Source organism: Streptomyces sp. NBC_01276, assembly GCF_041435355.1.
In the GTDB taxonomy this organism is placed as follows: Bacteria; Actinomycetota; Actinomycetes; order Streptomycetales; family Streptomycetaceae; genus Streptomyces.
This window is the reverse complement of the sequence record NZ_CP108442.1, coordinates 5,893,732-5,907,166: the sequence shown is the minus strand read 5'-3', so window position 1 is coordinate 5,907,166 and position 13,435 is coordinate 5,893,732. Positions and strand designations below refer to the sequence as shown.

Annotated in this window: 13 protein-coding genes; 6 read left to right on the top strand and 7 right to left on the bottom strand. The window is 71.6% G+C overall.

The window, feature by feature from the left end:
* Positions 1–68: 68 nt before the first annotated feature.
* The 3 genes from OG295_RS26575 to tyrS are packed head-to-tail and all read left to right on the top strand — an operon-like array spanning position 69 to position 4,297.
* A complete protein-coding gene (locus tag OG295_RS26575; protein ID WP_371679165.1) occupies positions 69–1,592 on the top strand; it encodes a TldD/PmbA family protein in 1,524 nt (507 codons plus the stop codon).
* Positions 1,589–2,977: a metallopeptidase TldD-related protein gene (locus OG295_RS26570; RefSeq protein WP_371679164.1), complete on the top strand. Its 1,389-nt coding sequence runs from the start codon at positions 1,589–1,591 to the stop codon at positions 2,975–2,977. The genes OG295_RS26575 and OG295_RS26570 overlap by 4 nt, the downstream gene beginning before the upstream one ends.
* Before the next feature lie 51 nt (positions 2,978–3,028).
* Positions 3,029–4,297, top strand: a complete 1,269-nt coding sequence (tyrS, locus tag OG295_RS26565; RefSeq protein WP_371679163.1) for a tyrosine--tRNA ligase — start codon at positions 3,029–3,031, stop codon at positions 4,295–4,297.
* 79 nt (positions 4,298–4,376) lie between these two features.
* Here tyrS and OG295_RS26560 read toward each other — a convergent pair whose 3' ends face one another.
* On the bottom strand, positions 4,377–4,655 hold the full coding sequence (locus OG295_RS26560; protein ID WP_371679162.1) for a GlsB/YeaQ/YmgE family stress response membrane protein: 279 nt from the start codon (positions 4,653–4,655) through the stop codon (positions 4,377–4,379).
* 180 nt (positions 4,656–4,835) lie between these two features.
* Between OG295_RS26560 and OG295_RS26555 the strand changes: the two genes are divergently transcribed.
* Positions 4,836–5,168, top strand: a complete 333-nt coding sequence (locus tag OG295_RS26555) for a DUF3099 domain-containing protein (RefSeq protein ID WP_371679161.1) — start codon at positions 4,836–4,838, stop codon at positions 5,166–5,168.
* Positions 5,169–5,306: 138 nt separating this feature from the next.
* On the top strand, positions 5,307–5,570 hold the full coding sequence (locus tag OG295_RS26550) for a hypothetical protein (RefSeq protein WP_371679160.1): 264 nt from the start codon (positions 5,307–5,309) through the stop codon (positions 5,568–5,570).
* A gap of 118 nt (positions 5,571–5,688) precedes the next feature.
* Here OG295_RS26550 and moaA read toward each other — a convergent pair whose 3' ends face one another.
* From moaA to OG295_RS26535, 3 genes are all read right to left on the bottom strand, one after another.
* Positions 5,689–6,678: a GTP 3',8-cyclase MoaA gene (gene moaA, locus OG295_RS26545; RefSeq protein WP_371679159.1), complete on the bottom strand. Its 990-nt coding sequence runs from the start codon at positions 6,676–6,678 to the stop codon at positions 5,689–5,691.
* Between the two features lie 176 nt (positions 6,679–6,854).
* Positions 6,855–8,492, bottom strand: coding sequence for a cation acetate symporter (locus OG295_RS26540; protein ID WP_371679158.1), 1,638 nt, complete (start codon positions 8,490–8,492; stop codon positions 6,855–6,857).
* Complete coding sequence (locus OG295_RS26535; protein WP_030233482.1) at positions 8,489–8,854, bottom strand: DUF485 domain-containing protein; 366 nt, start codon at positions 8,852–8,854, stop codon at positions 8,489–8,491. The genes OG295_RS26540 and OG295_RS26535 overlap by 4 nt, the downstream gene beginning before the upstream one ends.
* Positions 8,855–9,111: 257 nt before the next feature.
* Here OG295_RS26535 and OG295_RS26530 point away from each other — a divergent pair, with 257 nt between their 5' ends.
* A complete protein-coding gene (locus tag OG295_RS26530) occupies positions 9,112–10,659 on the top strand; it encodes a S8 family serine peptidase (RefSeq protein WP_371679157.1) in 1,548 nt (515 codons plus the stop codon).
* Between the two features lie 78 nt (positions 10,660–10,737).
* Here OG295_RS26530 and OG295_RS26525 read toward each other — a convergent pair whose 3' ends face one another.
* Genes OG295_RS26525 through OG295_RS26515 form a run of 3 tightly spaced genes read right to left on the bottom strand, consistent with a single transcriptional unit; the run spans position 10,738 to position 13,413 of the window.
* Positions 10,738–11,781, bottom strand: a complete 1,044-nt coding sequence (locus OG295_RS26525) for a zinc-dependent alcohol dehydrogenase family protein (RefSeq protein ID WP_371679156.1) — start codon at positions 11,779–11,781, stop codon at positions 10,738–10,740.
* Positions 11,782–11,800: 19 nt separating this feature from the next.
* Entirely contained in the window at positions 11,801–12,517 is a 717-nt protein-coding gene (locus OG295_RS26520; protein ID WP_371679155.1) for a lysoplasmalogenase, read from the bottom strand.
* Positions 12,514–13,413 carry a sterol desaturase family protein gene (locus OG295_RS26515; RefSeq protein ID WP_371679154.1) on the bottom strand — a complete coding sequence of 300 codons (900 nt, stop codon included), beginning with the start codon at positions 13,411–13,413 and terminating at the stop codon, positions 12,514–12,516. The genes OG295_RS26520 and OG295_RS26515 overlap by 4 nt, the downstream gene beginning before the upstream one ends.
* Positions 13,414–13,435: the final 22 nt, after the last annotated feature.

Sequence of the window (13,435 nt, the reverse complement as noted above, 5' to 3'; positions counted from 1 at the left end):
GATGTAGGCACCAGAGCCCCGGGTTCGACATGATCGGGGCGACCTGCCCCGACCCCGGGAGGATTTCCGTGGCCCATTCCATCGACGCGGCCTTCACCGCGCTGCCCCTGCGGGCGCTCGCCGACGCGGCGCTCGCCCGGGCCCGCGCGCTGGGCGCCGACCATGCCGACTTCCGGCTGGAGCGGATCCGCAGCGCCTCCTGGCGCCTGCGCGACGCCAAGCCCTCCGGCGGCTCCGACACCACGGACCTCGGCTACGCGGTCCGGGTGGTGCACGGGGGCAGCTGGGGGTTCGCCTCCGGCGTGGACCTCACCATGGACGCCGCCGCCAAGGTGGCCTCCCAGGCCGTCGCCATGGCGAAGCTGTCCGCCCAGGTGATCAAGGCCGCCGGCTCCGACGAGCGCGTCGAACTCGCCGACGAGCCGGTGCACGCCGACAAGACCTGGATCTCCGCCTACGACGTGGACCCCTTCTCGGTGCCGGACGCCGAGAAGGCGGCCCTGCTCGCCGACTGGAGCACCCGGCTGCTGGCCGCCGACGGCGTCGCGCACGTGGACGCCTCGCTCCTCGCCGTGCACGAGAACAAGTTCTACGCCGACACCGCGGGCACCTCCACCACGCAGCAGCGCGTGCGGATCCACCCGCAGCTCACCGCCGTCGCCGTGAACGCCACCACCGGCGAGTTCGACTCCATGCGCACCATCGCCCCGCCCGCCGGGCGCGGCTGGGAGTACCTGACGGGCACCGGCTGGGACTGGAACGCCGAGCTGGAGGAGATCCCCGCCCTGCTCGCCGAGAAGATGCGGGCCCCGAGCGTCGAGGCCGGGCGCTACGACCTGGTCGTGCACCCGTCCAACCTGTGGCTGACCATCCACGAGTCCATCGGCCACGCCACCGAGCTCGACCGGGCGCTGGGCTACGAGGCGGCGTACGCGGGGACCTCCTTCGCCACCTTCGACCAGCTGGGCAAGCTCAGGTACGGCTCCCCGGTCATGAACGTGACGGGCGACCGCACCGCCGAGCACGGCCTGGCCACCATCGGCTACGACGACGAGGGCGTCGAGGCGCAGAGCTGGGACCTGGTCAAGGACGGCACCCTGACCGGCTACCAGACGGACCGGCGGATCGCGAAGCTCACGGGCCTGGGGCGCTCCAACGGCTGCGCCTACGCCGACTCCCCCGGGCACGTGCCCGTCCAGCGGATGGCCAACGTCTCGCTCCGGCCGGATCCGGGCGGGCTGTCCACCGAGGACCTGATCGGCGGGGTGGAGCGCGGGATCTACGTGGTCGGCGACCGCTCCTGGTCGATCGACATGCAGCGCTACAACTTCCAGTTCACCGGCCAGCGGTTCTTCCGCATCGAGAACGGCCGGCTGGCCGGGCAGCTGCGCGACGTCGCCTACCAGGCCACGACGACCGAGTTCTGGGGCTCGATGGAGAAGGTCGGCGGCCCGCAGACCTACGTGCTGGGCGGCGCGTTCAACTGCGGCAAGGCCCAGCCGGGGCAGGTCGCGGCGGTCTCCCACGGCTGCCCGTCCGCCCTGTTCCGCGATGTGAACATCCTGAACACCACGCAGGAGGCCGGCCGATGAGCCGAACGAAGCCGCACGAGATCGTCGAGCGCGCCCTGGAGCTGTCCACCGCCGACGGCTGCGTCGTCATCGCCGACGAGGAGTCCAGCGCCAACCTGCGCTGGGCGGGCAACGCGCTCACCACCAACGGCGTAACCCGCGGCCGTACCCTGACGGTCATCGCCACCGTCGACGGCAAGGAGGGCACGGCCTCGGGGGTCGTCTCGCGCTCCGCCGTCACCGCCGCCGACCTGGAGCCGCTGGTGCGGGCCGCGGAGGCGGCCGCGCGCGGGGCCGGTCCCGCCGAGGACGCCCAGCCGCTGGTGACCGGGACCCCGGCCTCGCCCGACTTCACCGACGCCCCCGCCGAGACCTCCTCGGCGGTGTTCGCGGACTTCGCCCCGGCCCTCGGCGAGGCCTTCGCCCGGGCCCGCGCGGGCGGGCGGGAGCTGTACGGGTTCGCGAACCACGAGCTGGTCACCACGTACGTCGGCACCTCCACGGGGCTGCGGCTGCGCCACGACCAGCCCAACGGGACGCTGGAGCTGAACGCGAAGTCCCCGGACCGCTCCCGCTCGGCCTGGGCCGGCCGCGCCACCCGGGACTTCAAGGACGTGGACCCGACCGTGCTGGACGCGGAGCTGGCCGTCCGCCTGGGCTGGGCGGAGCGCAAGGTCGAGCTGCCCGCCGGGCGGTACGAGACCCTGCTGCCGCCCACGGCCGTGGCGGACCTGCTGATCTACCAGATGTGGTCGGCGGCGGCCCGGGACGCGGTGGAGGGCCGTACGGTCTTCTCCAAGCCCGGCGGCGGCACCCGGATCGGCGAGGAGCTCTCGCGGCTCCCGCTGACCCTGCGCAGCGACCCGCACGCGCCCGGCCTGGAGTCGGCGCCCTTCGTGATCGCGCACAGCTCCGGCGACGACGCCTCGGTGTTCGACAACGGCCTGCCGGTCCCGGCGACCGAGTGGATCAGCGGCGGCGAGCTGGCCCGGCTGACCACGACCCGGCACAGCGCGGCCCTGACCGGCCTGCCGCTCTCCCCCTCCTTCGGGAACCTCATCCTGGACGGGGGCGGGGACAAGTCGCTGGAGGAGATGGTGGCGGGCACCGAGCGGGGCCTGCTGCTGACCTGCCTCTGGTACATCCGCGAGGTCGACCCGGCCACCCTGCTGCTCACCGGCCTGACCCGGGACGGCGTCTATCTGGTGGAGGACGGGCAGGTCACGGGCGAGGTCAACAACTTCCGGTTCAACGAGTCGCCGGTGGACCTGCTCTCGCGGGCCTCGGAGGCCGGCCGGACCGAGAAGACCCTGCCGCGCGAGTGGGGCGACTGGTTCACCCGGGCCGCGATGCCGGCGCTGCGCATCCCGGACTTCAACATGAGCTCGGTCAGCAAGGGCGTGTGACCCACCTAGACTGAGCACGGCATTTTCAGACATCGAAGGAGTCGAGAGACCGTGACGGACATCGTCGACGAACTGAAGTGGCGTGGGCTCTTCGCCCAGTCCACCGACGAAGAAGCGCTGCGCAAGGCGTTCGCGGACGGTCCCGTCACCTTCTATTGCGGCTTCGACCCGACGGCGGCCTCGCTGCACGTGGGGCACCTGGTGCAGGTGCTCACCGTGCGCCGGCTCCAGCAGGCCGGGCACCGGCCGCTGGCGCTGGTCGGCGGGGCCACCGGTCAGATCGGTGACCCGCGCCCGACCGCCGAGCGGACGCTGAACGACCCGGAGACCATCGCCAACTGGGTGAACCGGCTGCGCTCGCAGATCGAGCCGTTCCTGTCCTTCGAGGGCGAGAACGCGGCGCTGATGGTGAACAACCTGGACTGGACGGCGGGCATGTCCGCCATCGAGTTCCTGCGGGACATCGGCAAGCACTTCCGCGTCAACAAGATGCTGACGAAGGACTCGGTCGCCAAGCGGCTGGAGTCCGACCAGGGCATCAGCTACACCGAGTTCAGCTACCAGCTGCTCCAGGGCATGGACTTCCTGGAGCTGTACCGCCGCTACGGCTGCACCCTCCAGCAGGGCGGCTCGGACCAGTGGGGCAACCTGACGGCCGGGCTCGACCTGATCCACCGGGTGGAGCCGGAGGCGCACGTCCACGCGATGGCGACCCCGCTGATGGTCAAGGCGGACGGCACCAAGTTCGGCAAGTCCGAGAGCGGGGCCGTCTGGCTGGACCCGGAGATGACCACCCCGTACGCGTTCTACCAGTTCTGGCTGAACGTGGACGACCGGGACATCTCCACCTACATGCGGATCCTGTCCTTCAAGTCCCGCGAGGAGCTGGAGGCACTGGAGGCGCAGACCGCCGAGCGGCCGCAGGCGCGCGCCGCCCAGCGGGCGCTGGCCGAGGAGCTGACCACGCTGGTGCACGGCGCGGACCAGTGCGCCGCCGTGATCGCCGCGTCGAAGGCGCTGTTCGGCCAGGGCGAGCTGACGGAGCTGGACGAGGCCACGCTGGCCGCGGCCCTCTCCGAGCTGCCGCACGCGAAGGTCGCCGAGCTCGGGCAGGTCGTGGACCTGCTCGCGGAGACCGGACTGGTCGCCAGCAAGTCCGCGGGCCGCCGGACCGTGAAGGAGGGCGGCGCCTACGTGAACAACGTGAAGGTCGCCGCCGAGGACGCGGTCCCCGCCCCGGAGGACCTGCTGCACGGCCGCTGGCTCGTGCTGCGGCGCGGCAAGAAGAACCTGGCGGCGGTCGAGGTCACCGGCCCCTGACGCCGGCCGACGGGCAGACGTGACGAGGGGCCGGTACGGACGCGAGTCGTCCGGACCGGCCCCTTCGTCATGGGCGGCGTCACACGGTCCGGCGACTGCCGCCCCACAGCGCCTTGTAGGCCATGTCGCCGAGCCCGACGATCAGGACCGCCCCGGCCAGCTGGAGCAGGTGCCTGGTCCAGTCGATGCCCCTCGTTTCCCCGACGCCGATCCACCCGGCGACGGCGTTGCCGAGGAGCGCGCCGAGGATGCCGAAGAGGGTGGTCAGCCACAGGGGCTGGTGCTGCTTGCCCGGCAGGATGGCCCGGGCTATCAGGCCGAGCACGAAGCCTACGATGATCGCCCACAACCATTGCATGTCGAGCCTCCTCGTGGCGCGTTGTGCGCATGTGCGCCCAGTGTCGGTCCGTCCGGCCCCGCACGCATGCCGGACGGCGCCATCGGAGGGACACCCCCTCTCCTCGGCTCGACGGGGGCGGCGTACGGTGGAAGGGTTGCGGGCCGGGGAGTGTCCGGCGGGTGGATCGGGTGGTGGAACGTGCAGCGGACGAAGCGGAACGGGGCCGAGGTCTTCCGGATCACCGGGGCCCGGATGGGCCTCGAAGAGGACGTGCGGGGACGGCAGCGCCGGTACGTGATCTCGATGACGATCAGGACCCTGTCGGTGATCGCCACCGTCCTCCTGTGGAACGTGGAACGCCACGTGGCGATCGTGACGCTCGCGGCGGGTCTGCTGCTGCCCTACATCGCCGTGGTCATCGCCAACGCGGGACGCGAGTCGACCCCCTCGCTGCCCTCGCACTTCGTTCCGGCCCCCGTGCGCCCCGCACTGGAGGCGGGAAACCTCAATAAAACCTCAGATCAATCATGAAGTTCCGGTGCACCCCACCCGGTCCTGCGTGACATACTGCCTACGCGCTCCGCATCCCCCGTCGGAGCGACGGACCGACGCCGGGCAGCTCCCCCCGTGGCTGCCCGGCGTCGCCCTTCCGTTTGTAGGGTTGAGGCCGTGAACTCCCCTGACTTCTTCTCCGGCTCCTCCGGCTCCGAAGCCGACATCCCCACCTGCTCCGCCAAGGGCTGCCGTGACGCGGCGGTCTGGGTCCTGGCGTGGAACAACCCGAAACTGCACGCGCCGGAGCGGCGCAAGACGTGGCTGGCGTGCGAGGAGCACCGCGAACACCTCTCGCAGTTCCTGGGGGTGCGCGGTTTCCTCAAGGACGTCGTGAAGCTCGACGAGTGGGAGCAGCCCGAGGGCTCGGAACGCCGCTGAGGATCCGCCGGGGTCCGCTCGGAACCGCCTGGAGGCGGGCTCGGGCGGGCCGGGACGGCCTCGCAACGGGGTCGCGACGGGCTCGGGGCCGCCCCGTGGCGGCCCCGGCGGCCGGGCCTCAGCCGCCGATCGCCGACATGGGCCGGTCGGGCTGGAGGAAGGACGGGTCGTCGAGGCCGGAGCCGGCCTTCTTCCCCCACATCGCCACCTTCCACAGGCGGGCGATCTCCTCGTCCGGGGCGCCCGAGCGCAGGGCGCCGCGCAGGTCCGACTCCTCGGTGGCGAACAGGCACGTACGGATCTGGCCGTCCGCCGTGAGCCGGGTGCGGTCGCAGGCCCCGCAGAAGGGGCGGGTGACGGAGGCGATGACCCCGACGGTGGCCGGGCCGCCGTCGACCACCCAGCGCTCGGCGGGGGCGGAGCCGCGTTCGTCGGCGCCTTCCTCGGTGAGCGTGAAGCGGGTGCGCAGGGACTGCAGGATGTCCCCGGCGGTGATCATTCCGTCGCGCTTCCAGCCGTGCTGGGCGTCCAGGGGCATCTGCTCGATGAAGCGGAGCTCGTACTCGTTCTCCACGGCCCAGGCCAGCAGCTCGGGGGCCTCGTCCTCGTTGAGTCCCGGCATCAGGACGGCGTTGACCTTGACCGGGGTCAGGCCGGCCTCGCGGGCGGCCGCCATGCCGTCGATGACGTCGTGGTGGCGGTCACGGCGGGTGAGCGTCTTGAAGACCTCGGGGCGCAGGGTGTCCAGGGAAACGTTCACTCTGTCCAGGCCGGCGGCCTTGAGCGCCTGTGCGGTGCGCTTGAGACCGATGCCGTTGGTGGTCAGGGACATCCGGGGGCGGGGCTCCAGGGCCGCGCACTGCTCGACGATCCCGACCAGGCCGGGGCGCAGCAGGGGCTCGCCGCCGGTGAAGCGGACCTCGGTGATCCCGAGGTGGGTGACGGCGATGCGGACCAGCCGGACGATCTCCTCGTCGCTCAGCAGGTCGGATTTGCCGAGCCACTGCAGGCCTTCCTCGGGCATGCAGTACGTGCAGCGCAGGTTGCACCGGTCGGTGAGTGAGACGCGCAGGTCAGTGGCCACGCGGCCGTAGGTGTCGAGAAGCATGGACGGCCCCCTCCCTGTCCGGATCCGTAGAGCTTGGCGCAGTCGCAGGTGAGCGGAAGCGCTGCTTTCGAGCCTACGCGACGGTTGTTACCGGGAGGGAGGCCCAAAGGAACGAGACGTGGCGTGGCCGCGTCGTACGGAACTACGACGCGGCCACGCTGGGTGTTCGGTGGATCTCAGTGAGCCCCTGTTCCGGTGAGGGAGCGGACCTCCAGTTCGGCGAACTTCCGGGGGTCGGCCTCCTCCTTGGACAGTACGGTTCCCAGCCAGCCGAGGAGGAAGCCGAGGGGGATGGAGATGATCCCGGGGTTCTCCAGGGGGAACCAGTAGAAGTCGGCGTCCTTGAACATCGAGGTGGGCTTGCCGGAGACGACCGGTGAGAACAGCACCAGGCCGACCGCCGAGATCAGGCCGCCGTAGATGGACCACAGCGCGCCCTGGGTGGTGAAGCGCTTCCAGAAGAGGCTGTAGAGGATGGTCGGGAGGTTGGCGGAGGCGGCGACCGCGAAGGCGAGCGCGACCAGGCCGGCGACGTTCATGTCGCGGGCGAGGGCCCCGAGGGCGATGGCGACGGCGCCGATGACCACGGTGGACCAGCGCGCGGCGCGCATCTCCTCCTTCTCGGTGGCCCGGCCCTTGCGGATGACGTTGACGTAGATGTCGTGCGCGAAGGACGAGGACGAGGCCAGGGTGAGGCCGGCGACCACCGCGAGGATGGTGGCGAAGGCGACGGCGGAGATGACCGCGAGCAGGACCGCGCCGCCGGTGGAGCCGGCGCCGCCGCCGATCTCCTGGGCGAGCAGCGGGGCGGCGGTGTTGCCGGCCTTGTTGGAGGCCAGGATGTCGGCCCGCTTGAGGAGGGCGGCGGCGCCGAAGCCGAGGGCGATGGTCATCAGGTAGAAGGCGCCGATGATGCCGATGGCCCAGTTCACGGACTTGCGGGCGGCCTTGGCCGTGGGGACGGTGTAGAAGCGGATCAGGATGTGCGGCAGGCCGGCGGTGCCGAGGACCAGGGCGAGGCCCAGCGAGATGAAGTCGAGCTTGGTGAGCCCGTCCTTGCCGTACTTGAGGCCGGGCTCCAGGAACTTCGACCCCTGGCCGCTGTTCTCGGCGGCCTGGCCGAGCAGGGCGGAGATGTTGAAGTCGAACTTCAGCAGCACCAGGAAGGTGATCAGCAGGGCGCCCGCGATGAGCAGCACCGCCTTGACCATCTGGACCCAGGTGGTCCCCTTCATGCCGCCGACGGTCACGTAGACGATCATCAGCAGGCCGACCAGGGCGACGACGGCGACCTTGCCGCCGTCGCTGGTGATGCCCAGGAGCAGCGAGACGAGGACGCCCGCGCCGGCCATCTGGGCGAGCAGGTAGAAGATCGAGACCACGATGGTGGAGGTGCCGGCGGCGGTGCGGACGGGCCGCTGGCGCATCCGGTACGCGAGGACGTCGCCCATCGTGTAGCGGCCGGAGTTGCGCAGCGGCTCGGCGACCAGGAGCAGGGCCACCAGCCAGGCGACGAGGAAGCCGATGGAGTAGAGGAAGCCGTCGTAGCCGAAGAGGGCGATGGCTCCGGCGATGCCCAGGAAGGACGCGGCGGACATGTAGTCGCCGGAGATGGCCAGGCCGTTCTGGAAGCCGGTGAACTGGCGCCCGCCCGCGTAGAAGTCGGCGGCGTCCTTGGTCTGCCGGCCGGCCCAGACGGTGATGACGAGGGTCGCGACGACGAAGAGCCCGAACAGGGTGATGATCAGCGGGCGGTGCTCGCTCGCGCCCGCGGCGACGGTCAGCCGGGAGGCCAGCTGCGGGACGGCGCTCATGCCCCGGCCTCCATCTCCTGCTTGATGGCGCGGGCCTTGGGGTCGAGCTTCGCGGCGGCGTGCCGCGAGTACAGCCAGGCGATCAGGAAGGTCGTCGCGAACTGGGCGAGGCCGAGGACGAGGGCGACGTTGATGTTGCCGAAGAGCTTGGTCCCCATGAAGCCGCCCGCGTAGTTGGACAGCAGCACGTAGAGCAGGTACCAGGCGATGAAGGCCACGGTCAGCGGGAAGGCGAAGGACCGGTAGGAGCTGCGCAGTTCGGCGAATTCGGGGCTCTGCTGGACGCGCGTGAACTCTTCTGCCGAGGGGTGGGCCGGGGCCGGTCCCGCGCCGCCGTGGGGCGGCGCTGCTTCGGTGGTCACGGGGGGTTCTCCTTGTGACGCGGGTGCGGTGGGGACGACGGACAAAACAACCTCCGTGTGGGGGGACGGTGGTGCTGATCCCCCCTGTCAACGGCACGGCCGGCGTGTCGCGACGGTTCAACACCCGGCGATTCTTTGAAAACTGATTCCTCGAACTGATGGCGCAGAAGGGAACGTCAACGCTAGGTTCGCGTGTCATGTACCCGTCCGACGCGACCGCGTGCGGACGGCTTTTTCACGGATGATGTGGAGAACCCATGGCTCATCTGGGACACGGCCGCCGGCGAGTCCTCGCCGTTCCGGTCGGCCTGGCGCTCACCGCCTCGCTCGCCTTCCTGCCCTCGGTCGCGGCCTCGGCCGCACCGCTGAGCGACACGGCGGGCCCGGCCGCGGCCGCGAAGCCCGCCTCCACCACCGGCCCGAAGCTGTCGTACGTGGCGAACCTGACCGCGTACGGCACGGCCAAGCAGGCCAAGAAGGCCATCGAGCAGGCCGGTGGAACGGTGGTGACGTCGTATGAGCAGATCGGCGTCGTCGTCGCACACTCCCAGAACCCCGACTTCGCCAAGCAGCTGCGCACCCAGCGCAGCCTCTTCGTGTCGGTGGGCGCCACCCGGACGGCCCCCCTCCAGACGGTGCAGACCACCGAGGAGGGCACGACCCAGAAGCTGAGCGCGGCGGACGCCGCCAAGGCGGCCGCGCAGGCCGAGCCGGGGCAGGAGCCCCTGGAGTCCAACCAGTGGGACCTGCGCGCGATCAAGGCCGACCAGGCTCACAAGATCAACGATGGCAGTCCGGACGTCACCGTGGGCGTCATCGACACGGGTGTCGACGACACCCACCCCGATCTGGCCGCCAACTTCTCCAAGAGCCAGTCCGCCAACTGCGTGGGCGGCGTCGCCGACACCACGGACGGCGCCTGGCGCCCGTACCCCGACGGCAGTGACCACGGCACGCACGTGGCGGGCACCATCGCCGCCCCGCGCAACGGCATCGGCGTCAGCGGCGTCGCGCCGGGCGTGAAGGTCGCCGGCATCAAGGTGAGCGAGCCCGGGACCAGCCTGTTCTTCACCGAGGCGGTCGTGTGCGGCTTCATGTTCGCCGCCGAGAAGGGGATCGAGGTGACGAACAACAGCTACTACGTCGACCCGTGGATGTTCAACTGCAAGACGGACGACGACCAGAAGGCGCTGGTGGAGTCCCTCACCCGGGCCACCAGGTACGCGGAGCGCAAGGGCGTCCTCAACGTGGCCGCGGCGGGCAACGAGAACTTCGACCTGGCCGCCGACTCGATCCTCGACGAGACCAGCCCGGACGACGCCACCCCCGGGCTCCGCACCATCGACCCCAAGGTCTGCCTGGACCTGCCCGCGCAGCTGCCCGGCGTCGTCACGGTCAGCGCGACCGGCGACAAGGGCCTGCGCTCGTACTACTCCAGCTACGGCCTCGGCGTCGTCGACGTCGCCGCACCCGGCGGCGACAAGTGGCAGATCCCGGCCACCCCCGACGCCAACGGCCGGGTGCTGTCCACCCTGCCGGGCGGCGGCTACGGCTACAAGCAGGGCACCTCGATGGCCACCCCGCACGTCGCGGGCGTCGCGGCCCTGATCAAGAGCGCGCACCCGTGGGCCACGCCCGCGCAGATACAGGCGATGCTCAAGGGCCAGGCCACGAAGACGGCCTGCCCGGACAAGATCTACGACGGCACCGGCAACCTGATCGACGCCGCCACCTGCAAGGCCAAGTGGGGCCAGACCGGCTACTACGGCTCGGGCGTGGTCGACGCGCTCAAGGCCGTCAAGTAGCGACGGTCGCGGGCGGGCCGGCGGGGTGCTCCCCCGCCGGCCCGCCCGCACCCGCGCGTCAGGGCGTGATCAGGACCTTCAGGGCTTGATCAGGACCTTGAGGGCGCTGCGGTCGTCCATCGCGCGGTAGCCGTCCGGGACCTCGTCCAGGGACACGGCGCGGTCGAAGACCGGCGCCGGGTCGATGGCCCCGCTCAGCACGTCCTCCAGCAGCTCCGGGATGTACGCGCGGACCGGCGCCACACCGCCGCGCAGCGAGATGTTGCGGTCGAACATCACGCCCAGGTCGAGGCCGGTGCCGCTGCCGTGCGGCACGCCGACGTAGCCGACGGCGCCGCCGTCGCGGGTGATGTTCACGGCGGTCCGCATGGACTGCTCGGTGCCGACCGCCTCGATGACGGAGTGCGCGCCCTGCCCGCCCGTCAGCTCGCGGACGGCCGCCTCGGCGGCCTCGCCGCGCTCGGCGACCACGTCGGTGGCTCCGAAGAGCCTGGCTATGTCGGTACGGACGGTGTGCCGGCCGAGGGCGATGATCCGCTCGGCGCCGAGCCGCTTGGCGGCCAGGACGCCGCACAGCCCGACCGCGCCGTCGCCGACCACGGCGACGGTGGAGCCCTTGCGGACCCCCGCGCCCAGGGCGGCGTGGTGGCCGGTGCCCATGACGTCGGAGAGCGCCAGCAGGCCGGTCAGCAGGTGGTCGTCGGAGACGGCCTCGGCCGGCAGCTTCACCAGGGTGCCCTCGGCGTGCGGGACCCGGACGGCCTCGCCCTGGCCGCCGTCGTGGCCGACCGAGCCCCAGAAGCCGCCGTGCACGCAGGAGGTGTACAGGCCTTCGGAGCAGTAGTCGCAGGTGCCGTCGGACCACATGAAGGGGGCCACGACCAGGTCCCCGGCGCGCAGGCCGGAGACGGCGGAGCCGGTCTCCTCGACGACGCCGAGGAACTCGTGCCCGATCCGCTGGCCGGGCTGGCGCTCGGCCTCGCCGCGGTAGGCCCAGAGGTCGCTGCCGCAGATGCAGGCACGCAGGACGCGGACGACGGCGTCCTCGGGGCGCTGGATCGCAGCGTCGGGCACCTCCTCCACGCGGATGTCGTGCGGGGCGTGGATGACGGTGGCGCGCATGGTGGTGCAGCCCTCCGGATCAGTTGGTTGAGTCTTGTATGACTTCCCTACGGTACGCCTGCGCCGGTGCGGTCGTGCCCACGGCCAGCAGGTACTGGGCCACCAGGTAGGTGGCCATGATCCAGAAGTCGGGGCGGGGCGGCTGGGGCCACTCGGCGACGCCGGTCGCGATGAGGGTGTCGGAGAGCAGGAACAGCGCGCCGCCGATGCCCGCGGTACGGCCCGGCGCGCTGGAGCGGTAGGCCATGGCGGTGAGCAGCAGGCTGTACCCGGCGACGGGGACGCGCAGGCCGGCCGGCAGGTCCCCCCAGAGCAGCGCGACGGTCCCGACGAGCGCGAGGGCGTACGCGCCCCCGAGCGCGGGGCTCGTCCGGCCGCGGCCGAAGAGCACGAGGTAGCAGACGTGCCCGGCGGCGAAGGAGCCCATGCCGACGAGGAAGGCGGGCTCGGCGTCGAAGAGCAGGGCGAGGTCGCCGCCCCAGCCGAACAGCAGGGCGGCGATCAGCAGGCGGGGGGCGCGGCGGGTGACGACGTGGGCCACCAGCAGCGGCATCAGCAGCGGCTTGGCGATCACGTGCCCGAGGTGCCAGCCGGCCAGCAGCGCGCCGAGGTCCACGGCGGCGGCCACGCCGAAGCCGACGAGCAGCGCCCGCCCGGCGGCGCCGGCCGCGGGCCGGGGCCCGGCGCCCGCGCGGCGGGCCGCCCAGGACGGCGTACGGGACCCGGTGGCACTCACGCGGCGCGCTCCGGCTCCGGCTCCGGCGCGGCGGCGGGCGCGCCGCCCGCCCCGGGCGCCCGCTCGGCGACGGGCTGCCAGCCCGGCCCGCGGAAGACCCGCCCGGCGCGCTCGCGCCAGTTGTCGGCGGCACGCACGTCGCGGGCGATGGCGGCGTACTCGTGGGTGGCCACGCGCAGCGGGTTGTGGGTGCCGATGTTCTTGGTCAGCCCGTAGACGGGCCGCTCGGTCTCCCCGACCCAGGACCCGAACATCCGGTCCCAGACGATAAGGATGCCGCCGAAGTTGCGGTCGAGGTAGCCGCCCTGGGAGGCGTGGTGTACGCGGTGGTGCGAGGGGGTGTTGAAGACGTACTCGTACGCCCGCGGCAGCTTCCCGATGCGCTCGGTGTGGACCCAGAACTGGTAGAGGAGGTTGATCCCGTAGCAGAAGGGGATCGCGGCCGGGTGCACGCCGAGGGCGACCATGGGCAGGTAGAACCACCAGGTGGTGGCACTGGTCCAGGGCTGGCGCAGGGCGGTGGTGAGGTTGAACCTGCGGCTGCTGTGGTGGACCACGTGGCAGGCCCACAGGATGCGGATGACGTGGTGCAGCCGGTGCTGCCAGTAGTAGAGGAAGTCCTGCACGAGCAGCATCAGCAGGGCGGTCCACCACAGGAACGGCACGCGCAGCGGGGTCAGTTCGTAGACGGCCGTGAAGACGGCGACGACCGGGACCTTCCAGAGCAGGTCGAAGCCGATGCTGCCGATGCCCATGGTGACGCTCGTGACCGCGTCCTTGGCGTCGTACCCGGCGGCGTCCTCGTCGGGATGCAGCCGGTAGCTCACCACCTCGATGACGGTGAGCAGGACGAACGCGGGTATGGACCACAGCACGACATCGGGCAGGTTCGGCATGCCCGCACCATAGAGGCGCCCC